14 protein-coding genes and 1 tRNA gene are annotated in these 16954 nt (G+C 70.7%); 10 read left to right on the top strand and 5 right to left on the bottom strand.

All coding sequences use genetic code 11. The features are described 5' to 3' along the window. The first annotated feature begins 14 nt into the window (after positions 1–14). Both ACZ48Z_RS33245 and ACZ48Z_RS33240 read left to right on the top strand, forming a co-directional pair. Entirely contained in the window at positions 15–1136 is a 1122-nt protein-coding gene (locus ACZ48Z_RS33245) for an ROK family transcriptional regulator (RefSeq protein ID WP_468739610.1), read from the top strand. 110 nt (positions 1137–1246) lie between these two features. After that, positions 1247–1945 carry a hypothetical protein gene (locus ACZ48Z_RS33240; protein ID WP_468739609.1) on the top strand — a complete coding sequence of 233 codons (699 nt, stop codon included), beginning with the start codon at positions 1247–1249 and terminating at the stop codon, positions 1943–1945. 38 nt (positions 1946–1983) lie between these two features. Here ACZ48Z_RS33240 and ACZ48Z_RS33235 read toward each other — a convergent pair whose 3' ends face one another. Next, on the bottom strand, positions 1984–2763 hold the full coding sequence (locus tag ACZ48Z_RS33235; protein WP_328747739.1) for an HAD-IIA family hydrolase: 780 nt from the start codon (positions 2761–2763) through the stop codon (positions 1984–1986). Between the two features lie 210 nt (positions 2764–2973). On the opposite strand from ACZ48Z_RS33235, the gene ACZ48Z_RS33230 reads away from it, so the two are divergent. Beyond that, on the top strand, positions 2974–3501 hold the full coding sequence (locus ACZ48Z_RS33230; protein WP_468739608.1) for a hypothetical protein: 528 nt from the start codon (positions 2974–2976) through the stop codon (positions 3499–3501). Positions 3502–3507: 6 nt separating this feature from the next. Beyond that, the gene (locus tag ACZ48Z_RS33225) at positions 3508–4200 is read left to right on the top strand and encodes a class F sortase (protein ID WP_468739607.1); all 693 of its coding nucleotides are present in this window, start codon (positions 3508–3510) and stop codon (positions 4198–4200) included. Positions 4201–4456: 256 nt separating this feature from the next. On the opposite strand, the gene ACZ48Z_RS33220 is transcribed toward ACZ48Z_RS33225, so the two are convergent. Beyond that, positions 4457–5242: a GAF and ANTAR domain-containing protein gene (locus ACZ48Z_RS33220; protein WP_468739606.1), complete on the bottom strand. Its 786-nt coding sequence runs from the start codon at positions 5240–5242 to the stop codon at positions 4457–4459. Between the two features lie 165 nt (positions 5243–5407). On the opposite strand from ACZ48Z_RS33220, the gene ACZ48Z_RS33215 reads away from it, so the two are divergent. Further along, complete coding sequence (locus tag ACZ48Z_RS33215) at positions 5408–6448, top strand: glycoside hydrolase family 6 protein (RefSeq protein WP_468739605.1); 1041 nt, start codon at positions 5408–5410, stop codon at positions 6446–6448. A gap of 99 nt (positions 6449–6547) precedes the next feature. On the opposite strand, the gene glxA is transcribed toward ACZ48Z_RS33215, so the two are convergent. The 3 genes from glxA to ACZ48Z_RS33200 form a co-directional block, all read right to left on the bottom strand. Then, positions 6548–8485, bottom strand: a complete 1938-nt coding sequence (gene glxA, locus ACZ48Z_RS33210) for a radical copper oxidase GlxA (RefSeq protein ID WP_468739604.1) — start codon at positions 8483–8485, stop codon at positions 6548–6550. Then, positions 8482–10461 carry a glycosyltransferase family 2 protein gene (locus ACZ48Z_RS33205; protein ID WP_468739603.1) on the bottom strand — a complete coding sequence of 660 codons (1980 nt, stop codon included), beginning with the start codon at positions 10459–10461 and terminating at the stop codon, positions 8482–8484. Before ACZ48Z_RS33205 ends, glxA begins: the two co-directional genes overlap by 4 nt. Before the next feature lie 766 nt (positions 10462–11227). Next, positions 11228–11301: transfer RNA gene (locus ACZ48Z_RS33200), tRNA-Lys, on the bottom strand. A gap of 153 nt (positions 11302–11454) precedes the next feature. On the opposite strand from ACZ48Z_RS33200, the gene ACZ48Z_RS33195 reads away from it, so the two are divergent. From ACZ48Z_RS33195 to ACZ48Z_RS33175, 5 genes are all read left to right on the top strand, one after another. Next, positions 11455–12762 carry a peptidoglycan-binding protein gene (locus ACZ48Z_RS33195; RefSeq protein WP_468739602.1) on the top strand — a complete coding sequence of 436 codons (1308 nt, stop codon included), beginning with the start codon at positions 11455–11457 and terminating at the stop codon, positions 12760–12762. Positions 12763–12802: 40 nt separating this feature from the next. Beyond that, positions 12803–13912, top strand: coding sequence for an SPFH domain-containing protein (locus ACZ48Z_RS33190; protein ID WP_468739601.1), 1110 nt, complete (start codon positions 12803–12805; stop codon positions 13910–13912). 97 nt (positions 13913–14009) lie between these two features. Beyond that, complete coding sequence (locus ACZ48Z_RS33185) at positions 14010–14615, top strand: lytic polysaccharide monooxygenase auxiliary activity family 9 protein (protein WP_468739600.1); 606 nt, start codon at positions 14010–14012, stop codon at positions 14613–14615. 86 nt (positions 14616–14701) lie between these two features. Then, positions 14702–15136: a hypothetical protein gene (locus tag ACZ48Z_RS33180; RefSeq protein ID WP_468739599.1), complete on the top strand. Its 435-nt coding sequence runs from the start codon at positions 14702–14704 to the stop codon at positions 15134–15136. 40 nt (positions 15137–15176) lie between these two features. After that, the gene (locus ACZ48Z_RS33175; protein WP_468739598.1) at positions 15177–16853 is read left to right on the top strand and encodes an AMP-binding protein; all 1677 of its coding nucleotides are present in this window, start codon (positions 15177–15179) and stop codon (positions 16851–16853) included. Positions 16854–16954: the final 101 nt, after the last annotated feature.

The following is a 16954-nucleotide window of genomic DNA, read 5'->3' as shown; positions in this document are numbered from 1 at the left end:
AAGCGCAGAGGACAATGGACCGCGTGAACAGGACGAACGGCGGCGTCAACCTCCTGGCCCTGCGCAGCCACAACGCCGCGCTCGTGCTCGACCTGCTGCGCCGTGCAGGTGCCGACGGGATCAGCCGGCTGGAACTCGCCGAGCGCACGGGGCTGACCCCGCAGGCCGTCAGCAAGATCACCGGACGGCTGCGGGACGAGGGCCTCGCGGCGGAGGCGGGCCGCCGGGCCTCCACCGGCGGCAAACCGCGGACCGTGCTGCGGCTGGTCCCCGAGGCGGGCCACGCGGTGGGCGTCCACCTTGACCGGGACGCGCTGCGGGCGCTGGTCGTCGACCTGGACGGGGCAGTCGTGGCGGAGCGGTGTGCTCCGCTGGATCTGGGGGCGGGCGCCGAAGCCGTCGTGGCGGAGGTGGGGCACGCGGTCGAAGCGGTGCTCGGCGAAGCCTTCGCCGGGAACACCGCCGCCGCCGGGGTGCCTTCCCTTCTCGGCGTCGGTGTCGCCCTGCCCGGCCCGCTCGACCATGTGCGGGGGGTCCTGCACCGGGTGACGGGGTTTCCCGAGTGGGACGGCTTCCCCCTCCGCGAGGTGCTGGAGCACAGGCTGGGGGTGCCGGTCGTGGTGGACAAGGACACGAACGCGGCGGCGCTGGGACTGGCGGCGGCCGGCGAGGGCGGCAGCGGCTCCTTCGCCTACCTGCACCTCGGGACGGGACTCGGGGCCGGACTCGTGATCGGCGGTGCGGTGCACCGGGGAGCCCGGACGGGGGCGGGGGAGTTCGGGCACCAGGTCGTGCAGCTCGACGGACCGCCGTGCACCTGCGGGAACCGGGGGTGCGTCGAGGCGCTGTGCCTCGGGGCGATGACCCGGCAGGACGCGCAGGAGGCGGCCCGGGTGCTCGGCGCGGGTGCCGCGAACCTCGTCGGCCTGCTGGACATCGACCTCGTGCTCCTCGGCGGCCGTACCGTCACCGCGACACCGGACGTGTTCGTACGGGGTGTCGCCGCCGCGCTGGCGGAACGCACCCGGGGCGAGGACGCCGTACCGGTACGGCTCGCGCCCGGTGGTGCGCGGGCGGTCGCGCAGGGGGCGGCTCAGCTGCTGCTGGGGCCTCTGTTCGGAAGGGCCGACGGCTGACGGGGACGGGATGTGCGGTCGGCCGATCGGGCGGTCTCCGGGACGTTCGAGGGCGCCGAGCGGAATGGCGCCGCCGTCCGGCCGTCCCCGTCCGGCATGGTCATGTGTTCATGCGACTGTGTACGCCTGTCAACGTCAGCCTCGCAGCGGCAGCCGCCCTCCTCACCGCGCCCATGCCGCGCGCCCACGCCGATCCCGGCCCCGACGGGCACGGATTCCCGATCACCACCCGAATCCACGGCGGCCCGGACACCTACGCCGCCGGTGGCGGCCTCGGAACCTGGTACCTGGACCTCACCAACACCACCGACCGCACCCGCACGGACATCCACCCCGTCGTCGTCCTCGTCGACGACAAGAGCGCACTCGCACCGTCCCAGGCCCGTCTGGAGTTCTACGACGGCGAACGCCCCCACCCCGTCCGCTTCGAGGAGACCGACGCGAACGAACTCGTCGGCGCCTTCGACGACGGCTTCCCCGGCTTCACCGTCGCCGCCGGCAGGACACGCACCGTGAAGGTCAGGCTCGGCATCACCTCGGACGCCGTCCCGAACCGTGTCACCGCCGCCGCGGCCGTCGTGCAGCGCCACACGGACGACGGGGACTGGGTCGGACAGTCCAACGACTACCGGTTCGGCATCGACGCCGGACCGGACCGCACCCCGGCCCCCGGGACCAGCGACACCCCGCTGCCCTTCGCCGACGAACTCGCCCGCACCGGCCTCGGCACGTCCGGCGTCGCGATGGCCGCCACCGTCGCACTCCTCGTCACCGGCGGCGCGATCCTGCTGGCCCGCAGGCGCCGCTGACCGGGCCGCGACACCCTCCGCGCCAGGGGACGCGACCGTCAGACGCGGTCCACGAGATCCGCGATGGAGTCGACGACCTTCGTCGGCCGATACGGGTACCGGTCGACGTCGGCCCTGCTCGTCAGCCCGGTCAGCACGAGGAAGGTCTCCATCCCGGCCTCCAGCCCGGCCAGGACGTCGGTGTCCATACGGTCGCCGATCATGGCGCTGGTCTCCGAGTGCGCGCCGATGGTGTTCAGCGCGGTCCGCATCATCAGCGGGTTGGGCTTGCCGACGAAGTACGGCTCCTTGCCGGTCGCCTTGGTGATCAGCGCGGCGACGGACCCGGTGGCCGGAAGGGCGCCCTCGGGGGAGGGGCCGGTGTTGTCGGGGTTGGTGGCGATGAATCGGGCACCGTTGTTGATCAGCCGGATGGCCTTGGTCAGCGCCTCGAAGGAGTAGGTGCGGGTCTCGCCCAGGATCACGAAGTCCGGGTCGGAGTCGGTCAGCACATACCCGGCGTCGTGCAGCGCCGTGGTCAGGCCCGCCTCCCCGATCACATAGGCGGTTCCGCCGGGATGCTGGTTGTCCAGGAAAGTCGCGGTGGCCAGGGCGGAGGTCCAGATGTTCTCCGCCGGGACGTCCAGGCCGATCCTGTTCAGCCGGGCGTGCAGGTCACGCGCGGTGTAGATCGAGTTGTTCGTCAGCACCAGGAACGGCCGTCCCGAATCCCGCAGCTTCTTGATGAAGGCGTCCGCACCCGGCACCGGGACGCCCTCGTGCATCAGCACCCCGTCCATGTCGGTGAGCCACGATTCGATGGGCTTGCGGTCAGTCATGGGCGCGGGCTCCTGGTGCATGCGTACGTGTGAGACGACCATGCTATGCAGTCGCCCCACGGCGGCAACGGCCGTGCCAGGGCATCTCAACCCGCGGTCACTTCCCGCGCCGCGCCCCCGGACACCGCGACCCGTCTGGAGCAGTACCGGACCGCCCGGGATGCGGGACCGGGCTCCCCGGGGGATTCTCCAGATATCTGGAGGTTCACGATGGGTTCCCTACGCCTCACTCTCTGTACCGCGGTCCTGGCCGTCGCCGCTTTCGCTCCGGTCGCCCGGGCCGCGGACGGTGGCAGTGTCACCGTGACCCCGTCGTCCCCCGCACCCGGCGCCGACCTCACGCTGCGGGTCACCGGCTGCGCGGGGAGGACGGCCACCGCCGCCTCGGCCGCGTTCGTCGCGGACGCCCGTCTGACGGGGGCCGGCGGCAGTCTCGCCGGCGAGACCCGCGTCCGCTCCTCGGTCAAGCCCGGCTCGTACGACGTGAAGATCACCTGCGCCGACTTCGAGGTGAAGGGCCGGATCACCGTCGTAGCGGACAAGAGCACCACCGCCCCCGCATCCCCCGCCGCACCCGTGAACGCGGGCGGCGGCTGGACCGCCACCCACCTCTCCGCCATGCAGCCCCGCGCCACCGGCCCCGGCACCGGGCACGCGGTGACCGGTCTGGTGCTCGCCGGGGTCGCGGCGGTGGCCGTCGTGCTGCGGAGCAGCCGCCGGAGCCGCAGGACGGACTGACCGGCGATGTCCGACCGCTTCTCGGACCAGGGCGGCGAACCCGCGGGACAGGACGGTGTCTCCGGGACCGGACGCCTGCTGACCGCAGTGGCCTGGGCCGTGCTGCTGCTCGGCCTGTGGCTGTGGGGCCGCGAGGTGAGCGACCTACGGCACGGCGGGTCCGCGCCCACCACGGGCGACGCGGCCGCCGTCGGCCGCCCGCCGGATCTCGAACTCCCGCCCCCCGCACGGCCGTTGACGGGTGCGCGGCCACAGCGCCTGGACATCCCGGAGCTCGGCGTGCAGGCGCCGGTGGTGGCCCGTGGCCTGGACGCGCGGGGCGCCCCCGACCCGCCGCCCTTCGACCAGCCCGGGGTCGTCGGCTGGTACGCGGCCGGCGCGGAACCGGGGGCTGCCGGAACCGCGCTGATGGTGGGCCACGTCGACACCGAGACCCGGCCCGCCGTCTTCTACAAGCTCAGCGCCCTCAAGCCCGGCGAGACGGTCCGGGTGGTCCGCGACGACGGCAGGGTCGCCGAGTTCACCGTCGACGACGTCCAGGTCCTCACCCGCGACCGCTTCGACGCCCGACGGGCCTACGGGCAGCACACCTCGGGACGGGCCGAACTGCGGCTGATCACCTGCGGCGGCACCTTCGACCGGACGAGCCGCAGCTACACGGCGAACGTCGTCGTCTCCGCGTATCTGACCGGCTCCTAGGACCTCTACCTGGCCCGGCCGGCGATCCGCTCCCCCCGGAGGTCGCCGACCGGGCCGGTCCTCGACCGCGCGCGCTCGGGTTGCGGGAGTAACCCGGCGAGGCGCGGGAGGCCTGGAAGCTCGGTGGTGATGACTGCGGCCAGGGGCTGGGGCCGTATGAGATGACTCTAGAACGGATGAGCGCCCGGGCCTAGAGGCGGTTGGCGCCAGGTCCGGGGCTTTGGCTCTCCGTCATACGTCCTGGTCGCCCAGGGTTCTACGCGGGTCCGTCGGCGTTTCCGTCGAGCTCCCGGCGCATTTCGACGTGGTCCGCGACGCCCTCGACGCCCTCGACGACCGCGCCGGCCACCCGGTCCAGCGGCAGCCGGTGCCGTCGCGCGTACTGCCTGAGCGCCAAGAACGCCTGGTCGGTGCGGACTCCCCAGCGCTCGGCGAGCCTGCCCTTGGCCTGCTCGATGCGGACCCTGCTGGACAGCGCCTCCTGCAACTGCCCGGACAAGGTGCGGTACTGCTCGCAGGTACGGTGGTTCTCCAGGCCGAGAGCGGCGGCGTCGGCGAGCGCCTGGGCGATGTGGAGCTCCGGCGCGGCATCGGCCGGGGTGTCGTCGGGCAGCGTCGGCACGAACACGTTGAGAGCGCCGAACAGGTTCTCCTGGCGGCGCATCGGAACGGCGTAGGTCGTCACGATGTCGTGCCGCAGCGCCCGTTCGGTGAAGTCGGGCCAGCGGGCGCTCGCGTGGGCGACCCGGACGGAGACGGGCGGCACGGGCCTTCCCGAGCCGTAACTGTCCACACAGGGACCGCCGCCGTGCTGCGCCGCCAGCAGCTCCAGCACCACGTCCTCGTTGCGGCTGCTGGCGGCCAGCGACACCGGCCGGCCCGCGTCGATCAGCATCACCCCGGCCGCCCAGGCGTCCAGCAACTCCACACAGTGGTCGGACACCCGCTGTAAGTACTGCGGCGCCTCGAAACCCTCGTCGAGGGTGTCCGCCGCCTCCACCAGCGCTGAGGCCAGCCGGATCTCCCTCGTGGTGTCCTGCATCCCAGACGCACTCCCCTTCATGGACGAGCGCCCTCGTACAGACGCGCATCTACCCCGGCCCTCGACGCTGTAACAGCTCCTGGACAAGGCTCCGGCGATCTCGTGGGCGGCGCGACGGGTGTGTCACGATTGGGACTTGGCATGGTGCACCCAGGGGGGAAATGGATGTACGTCAGCAGGGGGGCCAGGGGGAGGACCCGTGCGAGGGCTTCCGCGGCGGTGCTGGGGGCGGCACTGCTGCTCGCCGCGTGTTCCTCGCCGGACGACGGCGACAAGACGGGCGAAGGCGGTAAACCGGGTGCCGTGATCACCCAGCAGCCCAAGGAGGCCGACCCGTTCTGGGTCAACCCCGCGGGCAACGCGGCCAAGCAGGTCGCCGCGTACGTGAAGAGCGGCCAGGACGACAAGGCCGAGCAGATCCGCAAGATCGCCCAGCAGCCGACCGGCGAGTGGATCGGTCCGGAGAACCCGGAGCAGGAGGCGCGCGGCTTCACCGAGGCCGCCGACAAGGCCGGACGTACGGCTCTCCTGGTCCTCTACAACATCCCGCACCGGGACTGCGGCCAGTACTCCCAGGGCGGCGCCGCCGACGGCAACGCCTACCGGACCTGGATCGACGGGGTGGCCGCGGGCATCGGCGACCGCGCGACGACGGTGATCCTCGAACCGGACGCCGTACTGCACCTGGTCGACGGCTGCACCGAGGACGAGTTCCACGAGGAGCGCTACGACGTCCTCAGCGGCGCCGTCGCAAAGCTCAAGTCCCTGAAGAACACCAGGGTCTACCTGGACGCGGGCAACGCGGGCTGGGGCCACCCCGACCAGATCTTCGAGCCCCTCAAGTGGGCGGGCATCGCCAAGGCCGACGGCTTCTCGGTGAACGTCTCCAACTTCTACTCCACCGAGGACTCCATCGCCTACGGCAAGGAGCTCTCCTCCAAGGTGGGCAACAAGCACTTCGTCATCGACACCAGCCGCAACGGCAACGGCCCCTACAAGTCCGGCGACGAGAACGAACGCTGGTGCAACCCGCCGGGCCGGGCGCTGGGGGAGACGCCGACCATCAAGACGGCGGACCCGTTGGTGGACGCGTACCTCTGGGTCAAGCGCCCGGGGGAGTCGGACGGCGAGTGCAAGGGCGGCCCGAAGGCGGGCCAATGGTGGCCGACCTACGCCATGAAGCTGGCAGAGGCCTCAACCTCCTAGGGGCGCGGGGCTGTATCGATCTGCGGCTCCGCCGCGTGCGCGCGACCAGCCCAAAACGCTCCCGCACCCGAAATCCAGGGTGCGGGAGCGTCTTTGGCATTACGGCACCCGAACCCACTGAGCCTTGCTCGGCGTCCCCTGATCGTCATCCACGAACAGCATGTACCACCCCGACTGCACCAGGTTCTTGTTCTCCGGCACCGTCACCTTGACCTTGTCCCCGGAGACCGTGAACTTCAGCTCGATGGACCGCTGATCGACGTCGGTCACGTGGGTCGACGCGCTGGGCCGGATCAGCCGCACCTTCTTGATCACCGAGGCCTGCGGAGACGTGAACGTCCCCGACGCACCCCGGGCGATCGTCTGCGGCCCCCCGGACAGCGACGGCCTGGAATCCCGGTACAGGTAAGGCGGCGTGTAGATCTCGATCCGCTGTTCGAAGACACCCGGCTTCGTGTTCGCCTTGTCCCCGTACAACGAGTCCGACCCGAAGAACATCACCCGCCCGTCCGGCAGCAGCAGCGACCCGGAGTGGTAGTTCCGCCCCACCAGGGGATCGGCCACCGACTCGAAGGAGTTCGTGTCCGGGTGGTACAGCCGGGCCTGGAGGATGTTGGAGTCACCGCGACCCCGGTAGTCCTCCGACCCCCCGGACACCAGCACGCTGTCGTCGGGAAGGATCGACGTCTGCGGATACCGCGTGCCCTTCTCCAGCGTCGGCCCGTCCACGAACTTCGGGTCGGCCGCCTTCATGTCCACGATCCGCGTCCTGTTGCTGGACCGCGCCGACTCACCGACCCCGCCGCCCCCGATCACCATGAACTTCTCGTCCTGCGCCGGCGGCAGCAGCACGGTCCCGGAGGTCTCCATCCTGTCGGCGTCGCTGAGCCCGGGGATCTTCGTGAACTTGTTGCTCTCCACGTCCCAGATGCCCGGCACACGGCCCACGTTGTCCGGCCCGTACCCCGCGTTCGACCCCGAGTAGAAGACCTTGCCGTTCTGCATGAGGAACAGGGCGGGGTAGGTCGGGAACTGGCGGGTCGTCGGAAGGTACGTCCACGTCCTGGTCTTCGGGTCGAAGACCTCGTTCTTGCCCGGCACCAGCTGCCCGATGTCGTCGAGCCCTGAGACGCTGAGGATCTTCCCGTCGCTCAGGGTGGTGAGCGTCGGATACCAGCGGGCCTCCTTCATCGGGTCGACCTTGATGTACTTCTCGGCGACCGGGTCGAACTCGAAGGCGTCCCGGATCCCCTGGAAGTCCTTCTTGTCGAGGGCGAGCTTCTGCGCGATGCCGTAGGTGTTACGGGCGTCGGTCCCGGTGAGCCCCTGGATCCGGTAGTTGTCCTGGGTACCGGTCTCGTACTTGCGGCCGCTCTTCTGCGCCTCGACGTAGATGCGCCCGAGCCCGGGGTCGTTGCGCAGGAACTTCCCGGTCGCCTTGTCGAAGACCTTCGTGGCCCGCTCCACGACGACCGGGTCCTTGGACACGAAGGTCTTGCCGCCCTCCTTGCCGGTGAACTTGGTGCCCGCCGGCAGGGTGATCGGCTCGTCCGGGTTCTCGTTGTGGACGATCATCAGGCCGCCGGCCTTGGTGACGTCACCCTTGAGCTTCTCGTACCGCTTGGTGCCACCGGCGATCAGCAGATTGCCGTTCGCCAGCTGTGTGTGCCCCGTGCAGAACAGGTCCTTGGGCGTGTCCACCTTCTTGATGGTGCCCTTGACCGGGTCCCAGATCCGGGTGTCGAACCTCTTCGCGTCGAAGTTGTCCTGGTTGTTGCCCGAACCCGCCACCAGCAGCACCTTCCCGGTGCGCAGCAGCGCCGCGTGGATGGTGTTCTGCCGGTACTTCTCGGGGAACTGGACGATGTCCCACTTGCCGTTGTCGGCTTTGTACTCCGGTTTGTTGATCTGGTACTGGTGGTATTTCCCGGTCCCGAAGCGGTACACCCACGGCCCGTTCATCCCGGCCAGCGCGAGCACCACCGCCGTACCGATCGCGAGCCGACGGGCGCGGCGGCGGCCTGCACGGTCGTTCATTCCTTACGTCCCCCAAGTCCACCGAGGGCGATCTGCATCGTCTGGTCGTTGCCCTCGTTGCGCGCGTTCGAGTCGGCCCAGGTCGGCTTGTGGGCCGGGGCGTGCTGCGTCGGCAGCGGCTGCGGCTGGTACTGCGGCTGCGCCGGCACCTGAGCCGGGACCACGGCCGCCGGAGATCCGCCCGCCTGCTTCTTCTTCGCCTGCCGCAGCATGTGCCGCCAGGTGAGGATCGGCGTCGCGGTGATCAGCATGGCGAAGATCGCCCAGGTGATCATGGCGGGGTGCGAGTGCCCGAGGGCGACACCGGTGCCGATCGAGCCACCGAAGATCGCGATGAAGTACCAGTGGTACCGGAAGGTCGCGAACCAGCGGTCGGGACTGGCCGAGTCGCCCTTGGGCGTCACCACGAACGTGCTCTTGCGCCGCAGCAGCGCGTCGACCAGCGCCTTCGCGTACAGCGGGGCGGACAGTGCCGACATCACCATGCCCGCGACACCGCCGGAACCCTCGGGCTCGTGCGGGGAGACGTTGTGCCGGCGGTTCCAGATGTACAGGCCGATCTGGAGCGCGGAGGCGTTGCCGTAGAGCATCAGCCACACAGTCGGGTCGATGTTCACACCCGAGGCGCCCAGGCCCAGGAACAGCGCGCAACTCAGGGCCGCGAGGATCCAGTTGAGGGCGGACATCGGGTAGAAGATGATCATCATCGTGTAGTTGAAGAGCTTGCTCGGCGGCAGCGAGTACCAGCCCTTCCAGTACTGCTTGAGGATCGTCTCGTACGTCCCGCGCGACCAGCGCATCTGCTGGGTGAAGAAGTCCGTCCAGGCGCTGGGCCCCTCACCGACCGCGAGCACGTCCGGGGTGTAGACCGAGCGCCACTTGCGGCCGGTGGCCGGGTTCTTGTGGCGGTGCATCTCGAAACCGGTCGCCATGTCCTCGGTGATCGAGTCGTACAGGCCGCCGATCTGCTTCAGCGCCCTGATCCGTACGGCGTTTGACGTGCCCACGAACATCGGGGAGCCGTACCTGTTCCCGGCGCGCTGGATCAGCGCGTGGAAGAGGAACTGCTGGGACTCGGCGGCCTTGGTGACGAAGTTGTCGTAGTTGCCGTACACCTGCGGGCCGATCACGAAGCCGATGTCCGGGTCGCGGAAGAAGCCGAGCATCCGCTCCAGGTAGTTGGGCAGCGGCACGTGGTCGGTGTCCACGGAGGCGAAGTAGTCGTAGTGGTCGCCGTGCGCGTCCAGCCAGGCGTTGTAGTTGCCGTGCTTGGTCTTGGCGCGGTGCGGGCCCTTGGGCTGGTTCCACTTCTCCACGCCCTTGCGGGAGAAGTGGTGCACGCCGAGCCGGGCGCAGACCTCCTTGACCGCCGGGTCGTCGCCCTCGTCGAGGAGCCAGACATGCAGGAGGCCGCGGTGGCGGATCTTCACCGCGGCTTCCAGCGTTCTCGTCACCATCTCCAGCGGCTCCTTGCCGGGCACGAAGGAGGTGAGGAACGCCACTCTGGTGCCGGTCTCGGGCACGACGGGTACCGGGTCGCGGGCGACCAGGGTGGCGTGCGCGTTGGACAGCACGTTCATGCAGCGGAAGAACTCGATCAGGCCGATCGAGACGAGCATGACGATGTCCAGGGCCGGCAGCCAGGAGAAGGCCGGGTAGTCGCGCTCGGTCCAGTGCTCGGGCTGCAGCAGCCAGGCCAGCAGGACCAGCGAGAGCAGCGGAGCGGCGGCCAGCATCAGGGCGACCCGGATGCGGTGCGGCTCCTGCGAGATCAGCGAGCGGTACTGGACCTTGTAGGGCTTGTCCGGGTCGGGCTGTGTGAGGGGTCCTGCCAGTCTGCTGTAGTGCTCGTAGTCGTACTTCGGAAGCGTCTTCTTTATCCGGCCCAGTGCGCCGGTCCGATGTGATGGCAGCCTGAGCTGCGTCGTTTCGGACGGGTCGAAGTTCTGCCGGGCGCCCGTCGGCGTCGACGTCATGAGTCATCCCCCCACACACGGATCAACCGCGTGTCGTCGGTTCCTTACGACTGCTCTGGTCCCCCTCGACCTTCACAGGCGTATCAGTGGTGGGCCGCAGTCACCACAATCTTCACAGCAATAGACAGGTAACCGCGACCTTCCGGTTGCAGACGCCCCCCTCGGCGTCCTCGGCAACGGGGCCCCCTTTCCCCGCAAGACCGGCAACCGGCTCCTTGCCCCCCAACTGCCGCGTATACGCAGCATCTTGAAATCCAGGGTTCTACGGTGCTCATCATGATCGCAAGATGCGAAACGCGGTGTTTACCGGTCATACGCGTTCAATGTGGCGCCTGTCATACAACAAGGCCCCCCGGCCCGAGCGAGAAACCTCACATGCCCGCGCGCCACCAGGGACCCGACCCCCGGGCCCTCGGCCGTCCCCGGGCGTCGAAGCAGCTCCAGGAAACATGGCAGGCCCCCCGCTTTCACGGAGGCCTGTCGTTGTCTGTGCGCCGCCAGGGACTCGAACCCCGGACCCGCTGATGCTGTGTCTTCTGGGGGTAACCCCCAGACCCCCAGCCGGTCTCGCGGTGTGCCGGGGATACGTCGAAGGGCCCCTCGTTCTCACGAGAGGCCCTTCGACAGTGCGCCGCCAGGGACTCGAACCCCGGACCCGCTGATGCTGTGTCTTTCCGGGGGGCGACCCCCGGGCCCCCAGCCGGTCTCGCGGTGTGCCGGGGATACGTCGAAGGGCCCCTCGTTCTCACGAGAGGCCCTTCGTCAGTGCGCCGCCAGGGACTCGAACCCCGGACCCGCTGATTAAGAGTCAGCTGCTCTAACCAACTGAGCTAGCGGCGCCTGCTGACCTGCGCAACTGTACCGGACGCCGAAGGGTGCTCCGGGACGCCGTACATCATTCGGACCGTCAGCATGCGCGTCGGGGCGACAGTTGAGAAACTGGGCAATGTGCACAGTTGCGGACATTTTGACCTGGAGTGTGAGGGGCGTCGCATGGAGACTCCGGTATTCGAGGACATCGATCCCGCGGACGACTGCGACTGCCCCGGATGCGTCCACTGGCGGCGTGTCCTCCCGCGGTCGACCGGTGGCCACCCCGCCGCCGCCCGGGCCCTCATCCTCGCCGCCGCGGCCTCCACCGCCCTCGGTGCGATGCACGCGGCCCCGGCCTTCGCCGCCCCCCACGTCCCCTCCCGTCCGGGCGTTCCCGCAGGTGACGAACCCACCACCCCGCAGGGCCACAAGGCCCCGCTGCACAGTCCCGGCGGACGGCCGGCGGTCATCAGGACGCCGGTCACCACCCGTGCCGACATCATCAGGCGCGCCAAGCTGTGGGTCGCCGCGAAGGTGCCGTACAGCATGTCCGCGTACTGGGGCGACGGCTACCGGCAGGACTGCTCGGGCTTCGTGTCCATGGCCTGGAACCTGCCGGGCAACGAGTGGACGGGCAGCCTCGGCCAGTACGGGGTGCGGATCGCCAAGGACGACCTCCAGCCCGGCGACATCCTGCTCTTCCACAACCCGGACAACCCCGAGAACGGCTCCCACGTCGTCCTGTTCGGCGGCTGGACGGACTACACGCACACCTACTACCTCGCCTACGAGGAGACCCGCCCGAACGCCCGCAAGCAGGCCACCCCGTACGCCTACTGGAGCAACTCGGCCCGGTACGTCGCCTACCGGTACAAGGGGCTCGCGGCCGGTACGGCGGGCGGCGAAACAGGCACCCCCGAACCCGACACCGCCAAGCCCGAGGCGCCGGAGGTGACGCCCTACCCGGGGGCCGCCTACTTCGGTCCCGGGGCCAACAACAAGTACGTCACCCAGCTCGGCCGCATGCTCGTGAAGCGCGGCGCCGGGCGCTACTACACCTCCGGTCCCGGCCCCCGCTGGACGGACGCGGACCGCAGGGCCACCCAGGCGTTCCAGCAGGCGCAGGGCTGGCGGGGCGACGACGCGGACGGGCTGCCCGGGGCGCAGACCTGGACGCTGCTGATCACCGGCGGCGGCAAGGACGTCGTCGCGGGGGCGGCGGGACCGCCGGCCCCCTCCTCGCACGGCGTCCCCGGTTACCCGGGCCGCGCGATGTTCCGGCCCGGCGCGACCAACGAGTACGTCACCCGGCTCGGCAGACAGCTGGTCAAGAAGGGGTTCGGCAAGTACTACACGAGCCCCCCGGGGCCACGCTGGGGCGAGCCGGACCGGCGGGGCGTCGAGGCCTTCCAGCGCGCCCAGGGCTGGCGCGGCGGCGCGGCGGACGGCTACCCGGGACCGGAGACCTGGCGGCGGCTCTTCTCGTAATCACCTGTTGTGACATCTGGCGCGGAGGCTGGAGACACGCATGAGCACGACCACTTCACCCACACCGGAGTCCGAGGGGCACGCACGTCCCGCCCGGCTCATCCAGAACGAGGCGACCACCGAGATCCCGGTCCATCTGCTGTTCCGCGACGACCCCGACCCGGTGTCGGTGCCGCTGAGGCCCGCGGTGGTGGCGCGCCGGCAGGGCACGGGGGAGCAGCCCCGGCTGCGCGGGCCCGCTCAGGTCACCCCGCGGTCCGCCCCCGAGGTCGACCCCGAACTGGCCGAGCACCCCGCACGGGTGCTGCCGGGCTCGGTGGGCGTCCTCGCGGGCGCCTGCGGGCTGGCCGGGTGCGCGGTCACCTCGTGGTGGGCGGGCGTGCTGCCGCCGCTCGCCCTGCAGGCGCTGCGGCTGCCGTGGTACGCGGGAGCGGGCCTCGGTCCGGCGCAGTGGGCGGCGTACGCCGGGGCCGGTGCCCTCGGCCTGTTCGGGTTCGGCGGACTGGCCCGGGGCCGGACCGGGCGCGCCTGGGTGCTCGGGCTGTTCGGCCGCTACCGCGGGACCGTCCGGCGCACCGGTCTGATGTGGGTCAACCCGCTGCTGCTGCGCCGCCGGGTCGACGTACGGCTGCGGCACTGGCGCGGCGAGCCGATGCACGCCGCCGACGCGAGCGGGGTCGCGCTGAGGGTCGTCGTGCTCGTGGTGTGGCGGGTGCGGGACACCGCGCGGGCCACGCTGGGCGTCGACGACCACGAGACGTATCTGCGCGAGTGCGTCGAGGCCGCGCTGGCCAGGGTCCCGGTGGAGGCGCCGGGGTCCGGCCGGGGTTCGGCCGACGCGGCCGGGGAGGCGCTGACCCGGCTGGTGGCCGCGGAGACGGCGCCCGTCGGCGTCGAGGTGTTCTCGGTCCAGCCGCTGCGCATCGAGTACGCCCCCGAGGTCGCCGCCGCGATGCACCGCCGCCGTATCGCCGCCCTGGACGCCCAGCACCGGGCCACCGTGCTGACGTCGGTCGTGGACTCGGTGGAGGACACGGTGACCCGGCTGACCATGCGGGGCCTGGTGGAGATGGACGACTACGAACGCAGGGCGCTGGTCAAGGACCTGACGGTGGCCTTCTGTTCGGGACGGGGAGAGACGGGCCAGTGATTGGTCTGGACATGCTCAAGTAACGGCAATATTCTGGGACTTGGTCTAGACCTGCACGCCTCACGGAACATCCCCCACGTTCTCCAGGAGCGGCAGCATGCGCAAAAAGACCAAGTGGTACGCCGCCGCGCTCGGGCTCACGACGACGGGCGCGCTGGTGCTCTCGTCCGGCGGTGCGAGCGGCCACGGCTACACCGACCTCCCCATCAGCAGGCAGAAGCTCTGCCAGAACGGCACCGTGACGAACTGCGGCGACATCCAGTGGGAGCCGCAGAGCGTCGAGGGCCTCAAGGGCTTCCCGGCCGCCGGACCCGCCGACGGCCAGATATGCAACGGCGGCGCGAGCCGCTTCAGCCAGCTCAGCGCACCGAGGACACCGGCGGGCACGGCCTGGCCGGCGACCAAGGTGACGGGCGGTCAGAGCTACACGTTCCGCTGGCAGTTCACCGCCATGCACGCCACGACCGACTTCAAGTACTACGTCACCAGGGCGGGCTGGAACCAGAACCACAACCTCGCCCGCTCCGACCTCAACCTCACCCCGTTCCTGACCGTCCCCTACAACGGCCAACGACCCCCCTCGACCCTCTCGCACAGCGGCACCCTGCCGTCCGGGCTCAGCGGACGGCACGTCATCGTCGCGGTGTGGACGGTCGCCGACACCACGAACGCGTTCTACGCCTGCTCGGACGTCACGTTCTGAGCATCGCTTGAGGCAGTCCAGGCTTCCCCCGGGGTAGGTTCCCCCACACGATCATGCGATCGGTGCCTGACCTCGGGGGATCTGTCATGGACGTCTTCTTCTACCTCATTCCCGTCCAGATCATGGCCGTGGCCCTGTTCGGCGCGTACCTCGTGGTGCGGCGCTGGAACCGGGCGCGCAGTGCCTGGCAGAGCGGGCTGACCGCCGAGGCGCGGTGCCTGCGGGTGTACGCGACGGCGCGCGGGGGCGGTGACACCCGGGTGTACACCAGCCTGCGCCATGTGTACGAGTTCAGGGCCCGTGACGGCCGGGTCGTCCGGTTCGAGGAGGAGGGCGGTCCGGGGACGACGCTCGAGGGCGACATCGTCACCGTCCACTACGCCGACGGCCCGGACGTCGTGGCGACGGCCCGCCCCGGCCGTGGCGGGCACGGGTGTGCCGCCTGCGCGGTGGTCGCCGGCGCCGGTGTGGTCGTACTGGTCTGCGGGGTCTTCATGATCGCCGTCACCGCGCTGTCCTAGGGCTCCACATCTGACGGTCCGTCAACTACCGTGCGGATCCATGGACTCCAGGATGCGCACGGTCGCGGAGCTCGTCGCCGGGCGGTGGGGCGACCACCGTCCCGGGCTGTGGTTCGAGGGGCGGGCGCACACCCACCACGAGGTGGCCGCGGGCGCCGCCGCACGGGCGGCCCTGCTCACCGATCTGCTGCCGCCGGGCGCCCATATCGGTGTCCTCCTCGACAACACCCCTGAATATCCTCTGTGGTTGAGTGCGGCCGCGCTCTCCCGTGCCGCCGTCGCCGGTATCAACCCCACCCGCCGGGGACCCGAGCTCGCCCGCGACATCCTGCACACCGAGTGCCGCCTGCTGATCACCGAGCCGTCCCAACTGCCTTTGCTGCGGGGCCTCGACCTGCCCGGTGTCCGCCTGCTGGTGACCGGCACCGAGGAGTACGACACCCTGCTCGCGCCCTACGCCGGCGCCGAACCGGACGCCTCCCGCGCCGCCCCCGACGACCGCCTCCTCCTCTACTTCACCTCCGGCTCGACCGGCGCCCCCAAGGCGGCGCTCTGCTCCCAGGGCCGCCTGGCCGCCGCCGGGCGCTCGCTGGCCGACCAGTTCCGGCTCGGCCCGGACGGCGTGCACTATGTCTGCATGCCGATGTTCCACGGCAACGCGGTGATCGCCGACTGGGCGCCCGCGCTGGCGAGCGGGGCGGGGGTCGCGCTCAGGCGCCGGTTCTCGGCGTCGGGGTTCCTGGCGGACGTACGGGAGTACGGGGCGACGTACTTCACCTATGTCGGCCGGGCGATCCAGTACGTCCTGGCCACCGCGCCGCGGGAGGACGACCGGGACAACCCCCTGCGGCTCGGCTTCGGCACCGAGGCCGGTGCGGTGGACGCGGCCGCGTTCGAGCGGCGGTTCGGGGTGCGGCTGGTCGAGGGGTACGGGTCCTCCGAGGGCGGGGCGGCGATCCAGTGGGCGCCCGGCACTCCAGAGGGGGCGGTCGGCCGGGCCGGGCCGGGGCTCGCCGTACTGCATCAGGAGACACGAGCGGAGTGCCCGCCCGCCGTTCTCGACGCGGCCGGGCGGCTGCTGAACGGGGACGAGGCGATCGGGGAACTGGTGAACAAGGGGCCGAACCCCTTCGAGGGGTACTGGCGGAACGCGCAGGCGCAGGCCGAGCGGCTCCGGGACGGCTGGTACTGGACCGGCGACCTCTTCTACCGGGACGCCGACGACTACCTCTACTTCGCCGGACGCACCGACGACCGGCTCCGCGTCGACAGCGAGAACCTGGCCGCCGCGATGATCGAGAACATCCTCGCGCGGTACGAGGGGGCGGCGGCCGTCGCCGTGTACGCGGTGCCCGATCCGGTGACCGGGGACCAGGTGATGGCGACGATCGCCGGGACCTTCGAGCCGGTGGCCTTCGCGGACTTCCTGGCCGCCCAGCCCGATCTCGGGACGAAGATGGCACCCCGGTTCGTACGGGTGGTCGAGCGGATGCCGGTCACCGCGACGAACAAGATCCACCGGGCCCGGCTGCGGAAGGAAGGGGTGCGGTGCGCCGACCCGGTCTGGTGGCGACCACCCGGCGAGCGGACGTACCGCCGCCTGCGGGACGCCGAAGACCCTGCCTGTGGTGGGCCGGGGTACGCCGAAGGGCCCCTCGCTCCCACGAGAGGCCCTTCACCGGTGCGCCGCCAGGGACTCGAACCCCGGACCCGCTGATGCTGTGTCTTCTGGGGGATAACCCCCAGACCCCCAGCCGCCCCGCGGTGGGCCGGGGTACGCCGAAGGGCCCCTCGCTCCCACGAGAGGCCCTTCACCGG

This window comes from Streptomyces sp. NPDC031225 (assembly GCF_055570355.1).
Note: the sequence above shows the minus strand (reverse complement) of the source record. Positions and strands in the feature narration are given on the sequence as shown.